Raw genomic sequence first — 18,633 nt, 5'->3', positions numbered from 1 at the left:
TCACATTCCATCTCTTACAATGGTCTTTTCACTGTTTCAAATAGCTCGCATGAAAAGCAATATGTTGTTCTACAAATGTAGCAATGGTGAAGTAGCTATGATCATAGCCTTCTTCTTTTCGGTAGAAAACTTCGTGTTTCACTGATTCTGCTGCTGATAAAAAAGCTTCTTCATTGAGCTGGACTTCGTAGAATGGATCAGCCGTCCCTTGTGTGATCAGGATAGGCGGTTGACTGGTTGTTTCTTTTTTGATCAGCTCAGTGGCATCCCATTCACTCCATGTCGCTTGGTCAGGACCTAGATAAGCGGTGAATGCTTTTTGTCCCCATGGTACGTTTGAGGGGTTCGAAATTGGTGCAAAAGCAGAGATCGAAGCAAAGCGTGCTGGATTTTTCAGACCGATCACTAACGAACCATGCCCACCCATGGAATGACCCATGATACTTTCTTTTCCAGAAAGATTTGGGATCAAGGAGTAGATGATCTCAGTCAGCTCTTTCGTAAGGTAGTCGTACATTTGGAAGTCTTTCTTCCAAGGTTCTTGTGTTGCATTCAAGTAAAAGCCAGCCCCTTGACCGAGATCCCAATCTTCACTGTCAGCAACATCCCCCCGAGGCGATGTGTCCGGCATGACGAAGGCGATTTGCTGTTCTGCTGCATAGCGTTGGAATCCACCTTTGATACTAAAATTATCATCTGTACTTGTTAAACCAGCTAACCACCAAATGAGTGGGATTTCTTGATTTTCAACAGTGGTTTCTGGTAGATACACGCTGAATGTCATCTCACAATGTAGCGTTTCTGACAGGTGACGATATTTGATTTGTTGCCCGCCAAACGACCGATGTGTTTCAATTTTCTGTAGTTCCATCAGTATCACCTCCATAAGTGAGCATAGTACGAATGGATTCTCCACGATGCAACAGCTCAAGTGATTCATTGATTTGTGTAAAATCTAAACGATGGGTGATGAATGAATCTAAATCAATTCCACCGTTCAAGTAATCTTCCACTATACCTGGCAATTGGCTTCGCCCTTTGACACCGCCAAAAGCCGAACCACGCCAGACACGACCAGTCACTAGTTGGAACGGACGCGTGTGGATTTCTTTTCCAGCTCCGGCTACACCGATAATGATGCTTTCGCCCCAGCCTTTGTGACATGCTTCAAGCGCGGAACGCATCACTTCCACATTGCCAATACACTCAAAACTATAATCTACGCCACCTTGGGTCATTTCTACGATGACTTCTTGGATTGGACGATCGTGTGTTTTAGGATCAACAAAATCCGTTGCGCCCATTTTTTTAGCTAACGGCCATTTTTCAGGGTTCATATCGATTGCAATGATTCGTTTAGCATTAGCTTTTTTCAAGCCTTGGATTACTGCTAAACCAATCGCTCCTAGTCCAAAAACAGCTGTGACAGCACCTTCTTCAACTTTTGCCGTGTTGTCAACAGCACCTAACCCTGTCGTTACGCCACACCCTAATAGTGGAACGGTATCTAGAGGAGCATCCTCTGTGATTTTCACCAAATTGATTTCATTGACGACAGTATACTCACTAAACGTACTCGTACCCATATAGTGATAAATCGGCTCGCCTTTGTAAGAAAAACGTGTCGTACCATCTGGCATTAGACCTTTTCCCTGCGTTTCACGGACAGCAGAGCATAGATTGGTTTTTCCTGACAAGCAAAACTCACACTTTCCACATTCTGGCGTATACAACGGAATCACATGGTCCCCCACTTCAACAGATGACACGTCATCACCAACTTTGACAACGATACCGGCGCCTTCATGACCTAAGACCGCAGGAAAAACTCCTTCTGGATCTTCCCCTGATAAGGTAAACGCATCTGTATGACAGACAGAAGTGTACAAAATTTTTACCATGACTTCCGTCGGTTTCGGATCAGCAACATCGATTTCAACGATTTCTAACGGTTTTCCTGGTTCAAATGCTACGGCAGCTCTACTTTTCATTTTTCTTCCTTCTTTCTTATTCCGCTCGTCTGGTTCTTAGTTAGCGAGCGAAACCGCAATCTTTCCACTTCATCGTATCATAGGCTGTGTTGAGAAACAAAACTGACAAACTTGTCAGTATCCTCAATTTCTTTACTTCCATTGGTAAGATTTGTATAATAGCAACTATTGCTGTCGAATAAATAAATCAAAGTGAGGTTCTTTATGTATCAATACCATGAAAAAGAGTTTACCAATACGAAAGATTTAGCCATGCACGTCCTGAGTGGAAAATACAAGATCGTCTTGATTTGATGTTTTTTACAACAACCGATTTTACGATTAAGTGAGATTGAAAAAATGTTACCAGACATCAACCAGCGAATGTTGATTCGCCAATTAAGAGAATTAGAAAGCGATCATTTACTCACACGTAAAGTCTATCCCGTAGTCCCGCCAAAAGTAGAGTATCAATTGACCGAGATCGGGCGCGAACTCTCAACGATCGTCCAACATATCTGCGATTGGGGCGATCATTATTATGAAGTCGTTGCTGATCTTTCAACGGATATAGCGGATTGATTCTGTAAATGATGGAAAGATGGTTTTTCTATCACAGTAAAGACAGTTCTTGAGATAATAAAAATCCCATATAGTTGATAGTAGAATGAACATCTTCTCTTATCGACCGTATGGGAAAGTGGGGAAGTATTTTAAAAAGTTGGGTCAATCAAAAACTCGAATGTTTCCGCTTCCAAAAGCGTCACTTCATCTTGTGGATTTTTGTTGATTTTGTAAGTCACTAATTTTTTGCTCTGTGTGGGCCCAAACATGTTGACTTTGCACAAGATCCAATAGTTTGTCCCAGCAACTACTTGTGTTCCTAATAGCGCAAATGGTATAGCCTCACTACTGTCATCTAACGTTTTGCGTGCTTCTTCTACCAGCTTCTTGTGTTCATCAGTAATCGTTGGTGCGTCTGGAATAGTGATTCCTCCAGCTAAATCAGTCATATCTATCGCCTACTAAGCTTACATAGAAAGCGCTTACCGCTTCTTGAAATAAAGATAATTTATTTAAAAAAAAACATCAAATAAAACAACCCGAAGAATTCCACACACTGAATGAATCTTTTTTATATTTCCCCTCTTTCGCCTATCCACCATACCATTCCCCACTGCATTAAAAACCACTAGCCCTCATAAAACAATGAAAACCAGCTGATAAACCAGTATTATCAAAGTCCCCTAACACCTAGCAAATCATGGAATCGCATAAAATCTATTCATGTTTCACCCGATAAATTAAATAACTTTAAACAAAAATATAGATAACTAAATAAACAAAAAAATAAGGTTACCAACAAAAAACATACGCCAATCTTTGAAGATGGCGTATGTTCTCTTGATCATGCTATTTTCATTTTACCCATTCAACAAGGCACGTTCCAAGAGCGCTCCAGCTTGGTGCTGCCCTTCTAGGTTTCGTTCCCCGGAGAATTTCGACACACGATCCATGTTCGTGATCACAACGATGACCATGCTCTTTTTCCCTTGACTATGGATATAAGGCAAATCCATTTGAGCAATTTTAGTGTCAACGGTTACCTGATCACCGACCTTTACAAGTACATCGAATCCTGCCCCATTCAAGTTGACAGTATCAATTCCCATATGGACTAATACTTCGACGCCATTACTAGTTTTAATTCCTAACGCATGTTTGGAAGGGAAAATCGTAGTGACTTTTCCGCTGACCGGTGCAAAGATGGCGCCATCGATTGACTCGATTGCAAAACCATCCCCCATCATTTTCGTTGAAAAAACTTCATCAGGCACATCTTCTAAAGGAATATATTCTCCTTTAGCTACAGCGTGTAGATTCACTTCGTTCGTGTACTCAGTATCTTCAGCTTGTTCGTTTGGTACTAAGAAATAAGTGATGGCGAATGAGGAAACCAAAGCGATCACTATCCCAAATACCGCAAAAACAAAATACTGACCGATATAAGCTGGTAAGCTAAAAATACTTGATAAAATATAGCCGTAGATCCGAACACCGAAGAAACTGATAAACGCTGAAGCGATCGAGCTACCGATTGTAGCCGCCATAAACGCCTTCTTGTATTTTGATAAGATCCCAAATAGCGCTGGTTCAGTGATTCCTAATAGACCAGAAACAGCAGAAGATAGTACCAATGACTTTTCTTCTTTTGATTTTACCTTGAGATAAATTGCAGCTGTCGCACCAGTGATCGCCATGTTCGCCATGAACATCATCGGCATCAACATGTCATAGCCTTGATTCGCAAAATTTTGTAAGGCAATTGGGGTCATCGCATGATGCAACCCAGTAAAGATTGCAATTGGACGGATCGCACCGACCACGATACCAGCTAACACTGGTGAGATTGAGAATAACCATGCCACACCAGCTGCTAAGAGGTTACCTAAATGAATACTGATCGGGCCGATCACTGTGAGTGTCAACAATCCTGCAACAAACAGGGAAATGGTTGGTGTGAAAACCGTTCGTAACACTTGTGGCAACAACTTATCCACCCAACGATAAATGTAGCTGAGTGCCAATACCGCAAAAATGATCGGGATAACTGTTCCTGCATAATTAAAGACAGGAACTGGAATGAGACCAAACAGTTGGAAAGCAGAGATCGAACCTTCAGCAACCGCTGTCGTCATGGTGGGAAATTGTAAAGTTGCAGCGATCGCAATCGCTAAATATGGATTCGTTTTGAAGATCCGAGCGGCAGAAGCAGCAACGAAAAATGGCAAGAAAGTAAATACGCCACTCGCAATCATATCAATGATCAAATACGTATCCGTCTGGTTCGAAATGACATTCAATGCCACTAAACCGGCCATCAAACCCTTGATCATTCCTGCCCCAGCAATTGCTGGTACGATCGGACCAAATACACCGGAAACAGTATCCATAAATAAGGATACGACGCCTTTTTTCTCTCCTTCACTTCGTTCACTTGTTTCATCTAACCCTAATTCTTTCGCAATTGGTGCAAAATAGTCAGCGACTTCTGTACCGATCACGACTTGCAGTTGTTCACTTTGATATTTTGTCCCCACCACTTTCGGTGTTTTTTCCAACGCAGCATAATCCACTTTTTTCTCATCTTTTAAATCAAACCGTAATCTTGTCATACAATGCCAAGCGTTGTTGATATTACTTGCTCCACCCACATGTTGTATGATTTGTTTTGCTATTTCTTCATGCTTCACATGTTCTCCCCCTTATTCTCATCAAACAATGATTCTTGTTTCCGCTTTCACCCAAATAGTAGCATGTGGAACGCCACTTGTAAAACCAGTCCTTTTTAGTAAATAACCAACGAAAAAGCTTTAATATCAACGTTTATAAAAATACTAACGTAAAATTGGACTGATTTTTAGTCGGTTTAGATGTTTTTATTAGACCAAATTGACAGGATGTTCTTCCCCATGTTTCAATGAGGATGCACATGATTCATATTTATGTATATTGGAGTGAAAAAAATGACACCAACGATCATTACAAATATAAAAAGTTACGCAATCAAACCAGATCGTCACAACTTGTTAGTCGTAAAAGTTGAAACAGATAAAGGCGTGACCGGCTTCGGTTGCGGCACTTTCCAATTTCGTCCTTTGGCTGTCCAGACCGTAGTTGAAGAATACTTAAAACCTTTACTGATTGGACGCGATGCGAATCAAATCGAAGACCTTTGGCAAGTCATGAATGTCAATTCTTACTGGCGGAATGGGCCAATCACAAATAACGCCATTTCAGGTGTCGATATGGCGCTCTGGGATATCAAAGGGAAAATCGCTGATATGCCATTGTATCAGTTATTCGGCGGAAAAGCTCGAACAGCAATTCCTGCGTATACGCATGCTGTCGCAGCTAATCTAGAGGACCTCGATCGTGAAATCGAAACATTTCTCGCACAAAGGTATCGTTATATTCGTTGTCAATTAGGTTTTTATGGGGGAAATCCAACGAATTTAGCAACACCTGAACAACCACTTGCTGGCTCTTATTTCGATCAAGAAGAATACATGTCCACTACGCTATCCATGTTTGAACATATCCAAAACAAATATGGCGATCGTTTCCAAATGTTACACGATGTTCACGAACGCTTGCATCCTAACCAAGCGATCCGTTTTGCAAAAAAAACAGAAAAGTACAATCTTTTCTTTTTAGAAGATATTCTACCGCCAAACCAAAATGAATGGTTGGCTCAATTACGAAGTCAATCAACGACCCCGATTGCTACTGGAGAATTGTTCAATAATCCAATGGAATGGAAAGAATTAGTTCGCAATCGTCAAATCGACTATATGCGTGCCCATGTCTCACAAATCGGCGGGATCACGCCTGCCTTGAAATTGGCACACTTTTGCGAAGCGATGGGGATACGAATCGCTTGGCATACGCCATCTGATATCACACCGATCGGCTTAGCAGTGAATACGCATTTGAACATCCATTTGCACAATGCGGCGATCCAAGAAAACATCGATGTTCCTGAAAATACGAAACAACTTTTCGGAAATATCCCCACACCAAAAAAAGGCTTTTTCTATCCGATCGAACAAAGTGGGATCGGTGTCACATTCAATGAAGAACAGGCGGCAGAATTTCCAGTTGTCTATCGTCCACACGAATGGACACAAAGCCGTACACCAGACGGCACGATCGTGACACCGTAATTCCAAAAAAAAGCTATCCTTACACGAAATATGTAAGGATAGCTTTTTTTGGTTCCGCTGTATTCCTATTATTATAATAATGAATACACGTGTAAACCTTAGTAGCTTTTTATGTAAAACATAGTTTTCAAAAATCAGTTTCTAAAGAATAATCTAAAATCTGTTTGACTTGAAGAAAATCGTCTCCTCTTAGACGATCAATAAATTCTTTACTAATAATCCGGTCAGTATCAAAACTATGAATTTGTGTAGCGTTCACTCTTCCACGTATCTTGTAATCATTCAAAGAAACATACCCAGAAAAGTTGTTCCCCCAGTCATTACCGGACAGACAATAATATAGTTCGTTTTTTTATTGTAAGCATTTGAGGAAACAACTAAAGCTGGCTGCTTCCCTCTTATTTCCCTGCTAAAAGAAGGCGTAGAATTAAGTCAGATCAAATCACCTTGTTGAGGTTCATACATTTTTCCCAATCTCCTCTTTTGCTATTGTTTGCCATCCCTCATCTTCATCCTTTTGAAATGGTTCATCCAATAAAAATGGATTTTCTATTTTTGGTGTGAATATTAATCCTCCATTCTTAGATTTATATACGACATATTTTGATCCAGCTTTAACCTGATACTGTTTAGGAATTGAAATAGAGATAGAATTCCCTACTTTACGAGCTTTTACATTAATCATCATTTATCACTCCTCACACAGCAAATTTTATTATGTAAAATTTAATTTTATAACGTAAAAGATACTAATACAAAAATAAATCAATAGAGTTTCTCAGACCTTCTTAATCTTTTATTTAATGCCACATTCTCATTAAACACTTATTGAATATTGACTTAAAAAAGGCATATAATCAACTTAAATCACAATAATAATTTTAAGGAGGATAAACATCTATGTCGAATAAAACCCAAGCTGCGAGAAAACTTGTTCAAGTTATTTGGTTGTTACAACTTTTAACTTTGTATACTTTTTTCCTAACAACTAACGATCAATCCTATCAGCTATCGAATCTGATCATGAAGTTACTTATCATGCTCTCTCTAGGTTTACAGAGTATTTTTATACGCAGTAACAGGAACTATAAATTTGGTATCATTTTTACATACAATCAATCAACAATAGCTCAAATAGTTGAAAGACTTATTTGGTTCATACTTATTGTAAGTTATTTTTTTGTGTTTTATATTTTCTATTATAAATAATATAACTTACTTCACTTATCAAGCATTTGTAAGAAAGCACTGATGATTGCGTTTTACGCTTCATCAGTGCTTTCTTCACAATCACTATCAACTAATTCGCTTTAATGTTTTCTTCCTTAACTTTCAAAAAAGCTACATTTTTACAGAAGTTTTTTCCTTAAGCTATTTTGAGACTACTCAAATCCTCAATCAATCCTCGAACGATGGATCTCACGGTCAAAGGGGCGGATGTAAGTCACAGAGTAGTCGATGGCAATGATACTGCTGTATTCATAGACTTGTCCATCTTCTAATATAGCTCGGTTCGTGATTTGCATGGCTGGTGTACCGCGTTTACATAGCAATATTTTTGATTGTTCTTTGGAAGTCGTGATTGGGTCATAACTCGTGATATAGTGAGAAATTCGATAGCCTTTTTGTTCCACGTACTTTTGGATGGAATGTTCGATGACTTCTTGGGATAAGTCGGGAAACATTGCTACCGGCATTTTTGACATTTCTAACTGCTCGATTTTATAATCAACGATTCGAATACGTTCAAATGTCCAAACTTCGGCGCCGTCATCAAGTTGAAAGATTTTTTGCTCATCCGCCGTTGCTGGTGCTTTGTTTAAACTGATCATTTTTGAATGGATCCGATCATAAGGGGTACGTGTCAAAGAATTGAAGATCAAGGGATTTTTGACCCATTTTTCATGGATAAAGATACCTGATCCTTGAACGACACGGACAATACCGATTTCTTCCAGGTTTTTGATCGCTTGTTGGATCGTAAAGCGAGAAACATGATAGATTTCCGCTAGTTTTCGTTGATTCGGTAATTTTCCATCTTTAAATTCTTCTTGATAGATCTTACTCAATAAATCTTGGACGATGAATTCTCGTTTTTTCATGATCTTCTCCTTTACGGGTTACATTCACTTCTTTATCTTAACAAAAAAACAACCAATCACAACCCACTCATGATGAGCCAGTGGAGAACGAAACGTATTTAGAACAAAAAAGCCACAAAAATTGGCAAAAAGAACCATTTTTGTGACTTCATCTAATCAATTGAAGTTGAATCTTTCTTCTTGATCTTCCTAATTCAAACGTAATTCTTGACCAGGGTTAAAGAAGAAATCATCCATCGTCATGCCATTCAAGGACAAGATCGTCTCAACTGGCACACCCGTCCGTTGCGCAATTTGATTTGGACCTTCGCCTTCACGTACAACGGTTGTAGCTGCTTGATTGGCTTGATTGCTCGTATCTTCTGTGGACTGTGCCGTGTACTGATCGGCTTGTGACTCCGACGTTTCTGTTGTTTCTGGTGTCGCTTCCGTCGAAGGTGTCGTCTCTTCCGAAGAAGATTCGCTACTAGGTGTCGCTGCTTGAAGTTCCGCACTTGTTCGCAGATAAATGTCGGAGATCCGAGCGACCTGCGCCGTATAACTTGCAGATAGCTGATTGATCATGGTATCTAGGTCGATATCCTCCTTGTTGGAAGCATCTTGGTACATCCCTCTTAATTTACTGATTCCTTCATCCGACAAGGCTTGAAGTTCTCTTGCTTTTCGGTTGGCAATGACCGAAAGACCATTGACACCGTCTTGATTGTTTTGGATCTCTGCTTGGTATTCTTCGATCAACACTGGGGTTTTATCTTCGATTTTCTTCGAATAATCTGCAACGACTGCTTGTAGTTGTTCAGAAATAGCTCCTGAAGGTTCTGTTGCTTCGCTGCTTTCTTGTGTTGCTTCAGTTTCAGATGAAGCAGTAGTTGAAGCTGTGGACGATTGCGTCGTTTCACTCGTCTTTGCTACCGAGTTTTCACTGGCATTGTTTCTACTATGGAGATATAATCCAGTACCTGCACCAACCAGTAGTAAGACTACTGCAACAGCGGCACCGATTTTCATCATACGCATGCGTGATGCTTGTTTCTGTTGTTGTCTTCGAGCTGATCGAACATTGCCACGCTGTTCATTTTCTTCATTCATTTCATTCACCACCTGTTATTTCTGTAAAAAAATAGCGTTACCAACTTTCTTGTAGTTCCATTGTAGCAAATAATAAGCGTTATGAACATTTTTTATTATGTTATTACTGAAGAAAAATCACCATTTTTGATGATTCCAAGATTCTCCATCGATTTCTCCTTGCAACTGCTCGATCCGTTCATTGATTTCGACAAATAAGCGTGACATTTCATGAAGTAAGGCTTTGCCCTCATAATCCGCTTGCGTACTCAATTCGGCTAATTGTTCTGTCAACCATTGATCCATTATAAGGTCTTTCCTTTCATCTCTTGTAGTATAAATGTCAGATCTTCAATATTTTCTTTGGCTTCTTCTAACATCGTTTCGATCATCTGCTGCTTCATCGGTGCTTTTTCCTTGATGCGTTCATTTTGTGCAAATCGTTCGATAAACCAATCGATCCGATTGATCAGTGAAGGTTTTTCGACTAATGTGAGATATTGCTGATAACTGATCAGGCGTTCAAACCGTTGTTCTTGAGTTAAGTACATGAACTGTGCTAAAACAAACGGAGGCAAAAAGGTCATCTGGAATTTATGGGCAATTCGTTGATACGGACGCAAATACTCCGAGATCGTATACTCTTCTTTCCCACCTGCTTGGTATTCTTTTTCACTCACGCCGGTTGTTAAGACGATCCCTAATTCTTTACCTGATAAGACTGCTGTTGCCGCTTCTAACACTTGGTCTTGCCACATTTTCAAATGGGCTGGCGCGCTATACCAATAGAAAGGAAATTGGAAGATGATCCGGTCATGCTCTTTCAATAAAGCAAGTTCTGCTTGAAGATCAATTTCCCCATCTGGATAACAAGCTTCTAGATGATGCCAAGTAGTCGATAGCTGGCTGGATGCTTCTTTAAAAAACTGTTGGTTCAACGATGTGTCAATTGTCGGATGGCTGACAATAATCAATGTTTTCATAGCTTTTTCCTCCCGTTTTCTAGTCTAGCATATCCCAAGAAAAACCCAGTCAACAATGCCTTTATGTCTTAGGTCGCCCAAGAAATGATGGCTTGTTCTTCTAATTGCTTTTTTAATTGTTCTGCGGAAACTCCTTTGATCTTTTCGTTATTCATTCGTCTACGATAGTTTGTCGCCGTCTCACCAGTGAATTTCTTGAACATGCGGCTAAATACGACCAAACTATTGAAGCCGACTTGATAAGCGATTGCTTCAACGGATTCTTCCGTCAGAGATAAGAGAAACGCTGCCCGATTGATGCGAACACCAATCATATATTCTTTGATACTGATCCCCATATGATTTTTGAACACACGAGAGAGATGACTTCGGTTAACGGATAATTTTTTTGCGATCTCCTCAACAGTCAAACGCTCGCTGTAATGTTCTTCGATATACTGTACCGCATCAACAGCGAGGGCTGAATAACTTTTTTGTTCTCCTAAATGAACATAGCCACCATCTTCTAATAAGAGCGCGAGCAATTGATACGTCAACGCATTTAATTGCAGCTCATCGACTAGATTTTTTGTCGAGTAATTCATACATGCCAAGATAATCTCCACATATCTAGCAATTTCTGAAGAAACCATCGTGTATTGATCATCTTTGAATAAAGAATGTTGAATGATTTTATCGGCTACTGCCCCACCGAAGGAAATCCAACAGTAGACCCAAGGATCTTCACCATCCGCCAAATAAAAAGTAGAATCACCCGGTCTAATCAAAAAAAGATCACCTTTTTTTAATTGATATTGCTGATCTTTTACGCGATAGACTCCTTTTCCTTCCATCACGATATGCAAAATATAATCTTGACGAATAGCTGGTCCAAATGAATGAAAGGGCAATGTTTTAGAAAAACCGCAAAAGTCAAAGTATAGTTCTTGTGAGATGGATTGATGTTCTTTTTTCAAAAAAATCGCTTTTTCCATTGACGTACCCTCTTTCGTATTTTCTTTATTCTACTATAGATGCAACAAAAAGTTAAATACTGCTCACAGAAATACATTCAAGCAAGTGCTCTTCTTTGATATGATTGAATGGTAAAAACAGTAAACGCCCCATTGTAAACGCTTCATTTAATGGTATAGTTAATTTGATTAGGCGTAAACTGCGCCTACACCAACTACTAATCCAGCACCAAGAAAGGACTACTTAAATGGACATTACTAAAAAAACATTTGGACAATCTGCACATTTGATTACTTTAACCAATCAACAGGGTACGACCCTCGCTGTTACCGATTTAGGCGCACGGATCGTCAGTTTGACATTCATGGGTAGAGAGTTGATTCTAGGTTTTGATTCAGCAGAAGAGTATCTCGAAAAAGATGCCTTTATCGGAGCAACGATCGGACGAACTGCTGGGCGGATCGATGCAGGCAAATTCACCCTCGACGGCCAGACGTATCAACTACCTGTCGATCCTGCAACTGGTCACTCCTTACATGGCAGTACGCCAAGTTTTGAAGAAAAAATCTGGCAATACGAAATCATTGATGGCGAACAAGAAGCCACTGTGGTCTTTACCACGACTAGTCCCGACAAAGAGCGTGGTTTTCCAGGGAATTTATCCGTAGAAGTTCGCTATACCCTTACAGAAGATAATATTTGGCGTGTCACAACGAAAGCAGTCAGTGATCAATTGACACTATTCAACCCAACCAATCATGTTTATTTCAACTTGAGTGGTGATGTGACGCAACCAATCGATGACCATACTTTGTGGGTCAACAGTCAAACCTTTGCTGCTTTACGACCAGATAGCATTCCGACAGGTGAACAAATAGAAGTGACTGGAACACCGTTTGATTTTCAAACACCAACAAAACTAACGACTGTTTTCACCAGTGACTTTCCACAAAAAGAATTATTTGATGGAATCGATCATCCGTTCTTCTTAAAGGACACAGGCTTAGATAAAACGGCCGCTTCTCTTTTAAGTCCAGATGAAACAATCAAAGTCAGTGTCAGGACGGATGCATCGAGTATCGTCATTTTCACTGCCAACTTTGGGGAAGATACACCTGAAATGCGCGGGCAACGTTTAGCGAACCATGGCGGCATCACTTTTGAAACACAAATCGCTCCAGGAGCAGAACGTTACCCTTCTTTCGGCGACATATCTTTGGTACCGGAAACACCATTTGAGACGATTACAGAATTCAAACTTGAAGCAAGAGAGGAACAAGACAGATGAATAAAACAGCACATTTAACAACGAAATTCAATGAATTATTTGGTGAAAAACCAACAACAAACTATTTTTCACCTGGGCGAATCAACTTGATCGGTGAACACACGGACTACAACGGTGGACACGTTTTTCCTGCATCAATCACTTATGGCACTTACGGCGTTGCTGCACGTCGAGAAGACAACAAAGTATTAGTTTACTCAACAAACTTTGAGGAAATCGGCGTGATCGAATTCACGCTTGATGACCTGACATTTGATAAAAAAGACAACTGGGCAAATTATGTCAAAGGAATGATCTTGAAACTAAAAGAAGCTGGCTATACCATCGAGAGCGGTTTTGAATTGGTGATTGAAGGAACGATCCCTAATGGTGCCGGACTTTCTAGCAGTGCTTCGTTAGAATTATTAGTGGGGGTTGTTCTGGAAGATTTGTTTGATTTAGCGATCGATCGCTTGACACTCGTTCAAACTGGAAAAAAAGTAGAAAATGAATTCATTGGTGTCAATTCAGGGATCATGGATCAATTTGCGATCGGTTTTGGAGAAATCGACCATGCCATCTTGCTAGATACGAATACATTACACTATGAAATGGTCCCAGTTAAATTAGATGGCTACGCCGTGGTTATCATGAACACGAATAAACGACGTGAATTAGCGGAATCAAAATATAATGAACGTCGCAGCGAATGTGAAGAAGCCTTGAAACGTCTACAAACGAAGCTGGACATCAAAGCTTTAGGCGAATTAGATGAAGCGACTTTCGAAGCGAATACGGACTTGATTGGCGATGATACCTTGATCCGTCGCGCACGTCACGCCGTCACTGAAAATCAACGAACATTAAAAGCAAAAGCTGAATTAGAGCAAGGAAACTTAGAAGCTTTCGGTCTATTATTGAATGATTCTCATTACTCACTCCGTCATGATTACGAAGTCACAGGCATCGAATTAGATACACTTGTAGATGCCGCACAAGCGCAACCTGGTGTATTAGGCGCACGAATGACAGGCGCAGGATTTGGTGGCTGTGCCATCGCTCTAGTCAAAGAAGAGGAAATCCCCGCCTTTAAAGAAAATGTCCATGCACGTTATTTAGAGGTTGTAGGATATGAGCCAGAGTTTTATGTAGCACATATCGGAAGCGGTACGACGAAAATTTAGTTAAAAACAGAAACATGCGTCTGGGCTTGGCAAACAATCAAACTCAGGCGCATATTTTATTGAATCATGATTTTGAATCTAGGTTAAATAATTTTGAAAAAATTTAAAAATCAGCTGTTGATTAGTTGCATCTTATTTTAATTATAAATTTCTTTTTCAGTTAAAAAGACAGAAAGAATGTATTTGCATTCTTTCTGTCCCAAATCATTCTAAAATTCTTTATTCCTCGTATCACTATTTTGACTTGCAACGCTACAAAGTGTTCAGTCGTTTAACCCAAGATCTCAACAATTGCTTTGTTGAATTCAGGCAAGTCATCTGGTGTACGGCTAGTAACTAATTGATTATCGATCACCACTGCTTCATCTTTGACATTGGCGCCAGCGTAAGCCACATCTGGACGAACAGTATCGTAAGCAGTCATTGTTCTACCTTCTGTTAGACCGGTTTGGATAAACAATTGTGGGCCATGACAGATAGCAAATAACGGTTGGTCATTTTTCAAGAAGTAAGTAACGAAATCAACAAAACGTTGATCCTTACGTAATTGATCCGGTGAGAATCCTCCAGGGATCAAGAGCGCATCGAAATCTTCAGGAGAAACTTCATCAATGCTGCGATCGATCGTGAACTCGCCACCTTTTTTGCCTTTGATCGTTTGGTTTGCTTCAAAACCAATCGTTGTCACTTCATTCCCCGCATTTTCCAATGCTTCTTTTGGTGAAGTCAACTCAATATCTTCGACTAAATCAGTTACGATTGCTGCAATTTTTTTTGCCATTTTTCCTCTTCCTTTCTTATCGCTTGATTCTAGCCTAAAGGATTTCAGAAAAGTGTGCAAATCATCTGTTTATGATTTATAACCTATTTTATTTAAAAGAAAGATGATAGTTTCTCTTTTAAAGTTAAGCACCTAGTTTTTCACGAACAATGGCTTCAGTCAATGTCTTTGAAAAATTTAGATGCATTTCTTTACCTAACTTATCTGCCCATTTTGGGATCGTTAACGTCTTTTTTACAGGTTCCTCTGTGCCTAAATATTCTGTTAGATCTACAGAGACCATTGAAATAAATGATTTTTCAGCATCATATTCTAATATGAACTCAGAGTCACTTTTAAAAGGGTTATTTTCTATAAGTGACAATGAACTGATAAGAGATGGTTCAGGTAATGTTCGGTCTTCTTCTATCTCAGCCGCCAAAAGAATACCTAAGTAATCAGAGGCATTTTCGAGCGCTTCAGGAATGTCAGATCCGCTTGTACCAGCCATCTCCGGAAAATCTGGAAAGAAAACAGAAAATCCCGAGTCATAGCCTTCACTTGTTTCTGAATAGAATAATGCCGGATATGAAATAAGCATGATCCTCCTCCTCTCTCAAGAAGCAGGAACAAAGCTATTTTAACCCTGCCTGCCTCAGTATCGCATGTTCTGTCCCTTTAGGTAGCTTGGAAGGAACAATAATTGGTCGATTTACTCCTGGTAGTTTCACTTTTATATGAGAACCTTTTCCACCTTTAACTTTTAACCCACTTATGGAAATCAAGAGTTTGACCATTTCCTGTTATGTCATTGGCATTGTTACAATACCTCCTGACATATCTATACTAACACGTGTAACACGTGAAAAAAATAAAAAACACGTGCTATACGTGTAAAAGCAAATATAGAAAAATTATTCAAAAAAAACCAAGGCAGCTATCTAGGTTCAGCTGCTTTGATTTATTTTCTGTATGTCGCTTTTTTATCCTCACGGCTACGGTACACTGGATATTCTCCGATCAATTGGACCGGAAATGCTCGCTGTTCCAGTAGTTTGATTGCTTCGTTCAATTTTGTATCTGCCTGTTCAATCTCTACTTCGATCACGAAAAAGTATTCACCTAACGAGGTTTTTTGCGGTCTAGACTCGATTTTGGTCAAATTAAGTTTTTGTTCTGCAAACACCGCAAGTACTTGATATAACGCACCTGGGCGATTTTCTGGCAAGTCTACAAATAGCGTTGCTTTGTAAGTACTGACTGGTAATTGAGATGACATCGGTGAGGAACCTAGTAGCCAAAAACGGGTTTCATTGTTGCGGATCGATTGGATATCTTGCTGAACGATGGTCAAACCAAACTGTTCCGCAGCTTCTTTAGGTCCGATTGCCGCGATTTTTTGTTCAGGATGCTCGGCAACTTGTTGGGCACCTTGGGCAGTCGAACCCATTTGCTCGATTTCCACGTCAGGGAACTGTTGCTTCAAAAATACTTGCGATTGTGCCAACGCTTGCGGATGACTACAGATTTTTGTTACCTCTTGCCACATCTGTTGATGCTTAGGATGTACCATCAATTGTTGCTTGATTGGTAAAACGATTTCTCCTTGGATCGTTGGTAAGGTTTCATAGACATGGTCTAATGTGGGCAATACAGAACCTTCGATGGAATTCTCGATCGGTACCATCGCATAATCGATCGCATCGTTGATCTGGGCATCAATCAAATTTGTTAAAGCTTGATACGGAGACCAATCGCCTTCGTTGAAATAATTCTTTACTGCACTATATGTGAAGGAACCTTTTGGGCCTAGATAACCAATTTTCATCGATTCATCACCTGCTTTATGATTTCTGAGACAACTTCTGCTGGTGATTTACCAGTTGTTTCTATCGTAAGATCTGCTAATGTTTCATAGTGTTTTTTCCGCGAAAAAAATAATTCTTTTAACTCTGTATCATCTTTATCGAGTGCCAACGGACGGGCTTGTTTGTGATCTTGGCGGATACGTTTGATCAAAAGATCGGGATCAGCTTTTAAGTAAACCACCAGATGATCTGTCAGCAGTCGTTGATTTTCTTCTTGTAGGATAACTCCCCCACCTGTCGCAATGATCGCTTCTTCTTGCAATGAGTTTTTCAGTAGCTTCGTTTCTTCCTGTCGAAAGGCAGCTTCGCCATGTAATTCAAAATACTGACTGATCGAACAGCCAAACTCCTCGACTAGTTTTGTATCCATATCGATCAATGGTTTCTTTAACTGCATAGAAAGCTTGCGACTGATCGTTGTTTTACCGGCGCCCATAAAACCAATCAGCACAATTGCAGCCATTAGTTTTTCTCCTTGATCAGACCAGCTAGATCAGTGAAGAAGTCAGGATAAGAAATATTTACCGCTTCTGGATGGTTCAATTCAACTGGCTCATCGGTCAATAATGCGGCAATCTGTAACATCATGCCAATGCGATGATCCCCATGACTGTCAACAATTGCCCCATGCAAAGGTGTCGGACCATGAATGATCAGCCCATCATCTGTTGTTTCGATGTTTGCGCCCATTTTTATCAATTCTTCCGCTGTCGCATCGATGCGATTTGTTTCTTTCACTTTTAATTCTTGTGCGTCCCGAATGATCGTCGTGCCTTGTGCTTGTGTTGCAGCTAATGCCAAAATCGGTAATTCATCGATCAAGCGAGGAATGATTTCTCCTTCGATCGTACACGCCTGCAAGTTGGCAGAACGTACCATTAAGTCAGCCGCTTGATTTTGTTGATCGATTTGCATTTCTTGGATCGAAGCCCCCATTTCGATCAATACATCTAAAATCCCTGTTCGTGTTGGATTGATTCCTACTTGTTTCAATAAGACTTCACTATCTGGCAAAATACTTGCTGCGACTAGATAAAAGGCTGCTGACGAAATATCCCCAGGTACCGCCACGTTTTGTCCAACTAACCGTTGTCCGCCAGCAAGTGTGATCACTTTATCTTCTACTCTGATTTCTCCACCAAATTGTTTGATCATTTCTTCTGTATGATTCCGTGAGCGTTCTTTTTCGATGATCGTTGTCTCACCATCTGCTTGAAGTGCCGCGAATAAAATCGCTGATTTGACTTGCGCACTGGCAATCGGCATCTCATATTCGATTGGTTTCAAAGGCCCACCAGTCACTCGTAAAGGTGGTAGATCTGGATGTTCGATCCCTTTAAGATCTGCACCCATTTCACGTAAAGGATTCATCACTCTCCCCATCGGGCGACGATTCAACGAGTCATCTCCAGACACTTCTGCCGAAATCTTACTTCCAGCTAAAATCCCTAAAAGTAAACGGATCGTTGTACCAGAATTACCTGCATCTAAACGTTCTGTTGGTGTTTGTAATCCCTCTACGCCATAACCATAAACATGGATTTTCTCTTCTTCCTCTTCTATTCTCACACCTAATTGTCTAAATATGGACATCGTACTCAAGCAATCTTCTGCTTTTAAAAAGTTCGTTATCGTCGTTTTTCCATGACTGATTGCACCAAACATGATGCTGCGATGAGAAATCGATTTATCTGCTGGAACCGTTAGCTCACCTTTGATCCCATGTGTAGCATTAAGTAATTGCATTGTC

The 18,633-nt window shown here is 40.1% G+C and carries 20 protein-coding genes and 1 pseudogene; 4 read left to right on the top strand and 17 right to left on the bottom strand.

From position 1 onward, the window contains the following. Window positions 1-28: 28 nt before the first annotated feature. Together fghA and EM4838_RS01540 are read right to left on the bottom strand one after the other, a co-directional pair. Window positions 29-871: an S-formylglutathione hydrolase gene (gene fghA / locus EM4838_RS01545; protein ID WP_023519149.1), complete on the bottom strand. Its 843-nt coding sequence runs from the start codon at window positions 869-871 to the stop codon at window positions 29-31. Further along, the gene (locus tag EM4838_RS01540; RefSeq protein WP_071866711.1) at window positions 852-1,991 is read right to left on the bottom strand and encodes an S-(hydroxymethyl)glutathione dehydrogenase/class III alcohol dehydrogenase; all 1,140 of its coding nucleotides are present in this window, start codon (window positions 1,989-1,991) and stop codon (window positions 852-854) included. The genes fghA and EM4838_RS01540 overlap by 20 nt, the downstream gene beginning before the upstream one ends. 312 nt (window positions 1,992-2,303) lie before the next feature. On the opposite strand from EM4838_RS01540, the gene EM4838_RS01535 reads away from it, so the two are divergent. Next, on the top strand, window positions 2,304-2,552 hold the full coding sequence (locus EM4838_RS01535) for a winged helix-turn-helix transcriptional regulator (protein WP_224434882.1): 249 nt from the start codon (window positions 2,304-2,306) through the stop codon (window positions 2,550-2,552). 131 nt (window positions 2,553-2,683) lie between these two features. On the opposite strand, the gene EM4838_RS01530 is transcribed toward EM4838_RS01535, so the two are convergent. Together EM4838_RS01530 and EM4838_RS01525 are read right to left on the bottom strand one after the other, a co-directional pair. Further along, window positions 2,684-2,983: a hypothetical protein gene (locus tag EM4838_RS01530; protein ID WP_023519146.1), complete on the bottom strand. Its 300-nt coding sequence runs from the start codon at window positions 2,981-2,983 to the stop codon at window positions 2,684-2,686. Window positions 2,984-3,394: 411 nt separating this feature from the next. Further along, window positions 3,395-5,224: a glucose PTS transporter subunit IIA gene (locus EM4838_RS01525; protein ID WP_071866710.1), complete on the bottom strand. Its 1,830-nt coding sequence runs from the start codon at window positions 5,222-5,224 to the stop codon at window positions 3,395-3,397. Between the two features lie 273 nt (window positions 5,225-5,497). On the opposite strand from EM4838_RS01525, the gene EM4838_RS01520 reads away from it, so the two are divergent. Further along, window positions 5,498-6,697, top strand: coding sequence for an enolase C-terminal domain-like protein (locus EM4838_RS01520; RefSeq protein WP_071866709.1), 1,200 nt, complete (start codon window positions 5,498-5,500; stop codon window positions 6,695-6,697). 282 nt (window positions 6,698-6,979) lie between these two features. Here EM4838_RS01520 and EM4838_RS17130 read toward each other — a convergent pair. From EM4838_RS17130 to EM4838_RS01485, 7 genes and pseudogenes are all read right to left on the bottom strand, one after another. After that, a pseudogene (locus tag EM4838_RS17130) lies at window positions 6,980-7,105 on the bottom strand (type II toxin-antitoxin system PemK/MazF family toxin); the annotation flags it as partial. 49 nt (window positions 7,106-7,154) lie between these two features. Continuing rightward, window positions 7,155-7,382 carry a type II toxin-antitoxin system PemI/MazE family antitoxin gene (gene mazE, locus EM4838_RS01510; protein ID WP_023519142.1) on the bottom strand — a complete coding sequence of 76 codons (228 nt, stop codon included), beginning with the start codon at window positions 7,380-7,382 and terminating at the stop codon, window positions 7,155-7,157. 709 nt (window positions 7,383-8,091) lie between these two features. Next, on the bottom strand, window positions 8,092-8,799 hold the full coding sequence (locus EM4838_RS01500; RefSeq protein WP_010736257.1) for a GntR family transcriptional regulator: 708 nt from the start codon (window positions 8,797-8,799) through the stop codon (window positions 8,092-8,094). A 189-nt stretch (window positions 8,800-8,988) separates the two neighbouring features. Next, window positions 8,989-9,888, bottom strand: a complete 900-nt coding sequence (locus tag EM4838_RS01495) for a LysM peptidoglycan-binding domain-containing protein (RefSeq protein ID WP_071866708.1) — start codon at window positions 9,886-9,888, stop codon at window positions 8,989-8,991. Between the two features lie 117 nt (window positions 9,889-10,005). Further along, complete coding sequence (locus EM4838_RS16530) at window positions 10,006-10,173, bottom strand: hypothetical protein (protein ID WP_010736259.1); 168 nt, start codon at window positions 10,171-10,173, stop codon at window positions 10,006-10,008. Then, window positions 10,173-10,850: an NAD(P)H-dependent oxidoreductase gene (locus tag EM4838_RS01490; protein WP_010736260.1), complete on the bottom strand. Its 678-nt coding sequence runs from the start codon at window positions 10,848-10,850 to the stop codon at window positions 10,173-10,175. The genes EM4838_RS16530 and EM4838_RS01490 overlap by 1 nt, the downstream gene beginning before the upstream one ends. Window positions 10,851-10,918: 68 nt before the next feature. Continuing rightward, the gene (locus EM4838_RS01485) at window positions 10,919-11,824 is read right to left on the bottom strand and encodes an AraC family transcriptional regulator (RefSeq protein ID WP_010736261.1); all 906 of its coding nucleotides are present in this window, start codon (window positions 11,822-11,824) and stop codon (window positions 10,919-10,921) included. 227 nt (window positions 11,825-12,051) lie between these two features. On the opposite strand from EM4838_RS01485, the gene EM4838_RS01480 reads away from it, so the two are divergent. Next, window positions 12,052-13,092 carry an aldose epimerase family protein gene (locus tag EM4838_RS01480; RefSeq protein ID WP_023519140.1) on the top strand — a complete coding sequence of 347 codons (1,041 nt, stop codon included), beginning with the start codon at window positions 12,052-12,054 and terminating at the stop codon, window positions 13,090-13,092. Further along, complete coding sequence (locus tag EM4838_RS01475; protein WP_010736263.1) at window positions 13,089-14,255, top strand: galactokinase; 1,167 nt, start codon at window positions 13,089-13,091, stop codon at window positions 14,253-14,255. Before EM4838_RS01480 ends, EM4838_RS01475 begins: the two co-directional genes overlap by 4 nt. Before the next feature lie 271 nt (window positions 14,256-14,526). Here the strand turns inward: EM4838_RS01475 and EM4838_RS01470 are convergent, their stop codons facing one another. From EM4838_RS01470 to aroA, 6 genes are all read right to left on the bottom strand, one after another. After that, entirely contained in the window at window positions 14,527-15,036 is a 510-nt protein-coding gene (locus EM4838_RS01470) for a type 1 glutamine amidotransferase domain-containing protein (RefSeq protein ID WP_010736264.1), read from the bottom strand. A 124-nt stretch (window positions 15,037-15,160) separates the two neighbouring features. Next, complete coding sequence (locus tag EM4838_RS01465) at window positions 15,161-15,616, bottom strand: type II toxin-antitoxin system HicB family antitoxin (RefSeq protein WP_010736265.1); 456 nt, start codon at window positions 15,614-15,616, stop codon at window positions 15,161-15,163. 34 nt (window positions 15,617-15,650) lie between these two features. Next, window positions 15,651-15,812, bottom strand: coding sequence for a type II toxin-antitoxin system HicA family toxin (locus EM4838_RS01460; protein ID WP_023519139.1), 162 nt, complete (start codon window positions 15,810-15,812; stop codon window positions 15,651-15,653). A 164-nt stretch (window positions 15,813-15,976) separates the two neighbouring features. After that, entirely contained in the window at window positions 15,977-16,843 is an 867-nt protein-coding gene (gene pheA / locus EM4838_RS01455) for a prephenate dehydratase (protein ID WP_023519138.1), read from the bottom strand. Continuing rightward, the gene (locus EM4838_RS01450; RefSeq protein ID WP_010736267.1) at window positions 16,840-17,346 is read right to left on the bottom strand and encodes a shikimate kinase; all 507 of its coding nucleotides are present in this window, start codon (window positions 17,344-17,346) and stop codon (window positions 16,840-16,842) included. The genes pheA and EM4838_RS01450 overlap by 4 nt, the downstream gene beginning before the upstream one ends. After that, window positions 17,346-18,629 (bottom strand): 3-phosphoshikimate 1-carboxyvinyltransferase, encoded by a 1,284-nt coding sequence (aroA, locus tag EM4838_RS01445; protein ID WP_023519137.1) that lies wholly within the window; start codon window positions 18,627-18,629, stop codon window positions 17,346-17,348. The genes EM4838_RS01450 and aroA overlap by 1 nt, the downstream gene beginning before the upstream one ends. Between the last annotated feature and the right edge of the window lie 4 nt (window positions 18,630-18,633).

The sequence above is a fragment of the Enterococcus mundtii genome, assembly GCF_002813755.1.
GTDB lineage: Bacteria > Bacillota > Bacilli > Lactobacillales > Enterococcaceae > Enterococcus_B > Enterococcus_B mundtii.
The sequence above is the reverse complement of the archived record's forward strand: the minus strand, read 5'-3'. Positions and strand labels throughout refer to the sequence as shown.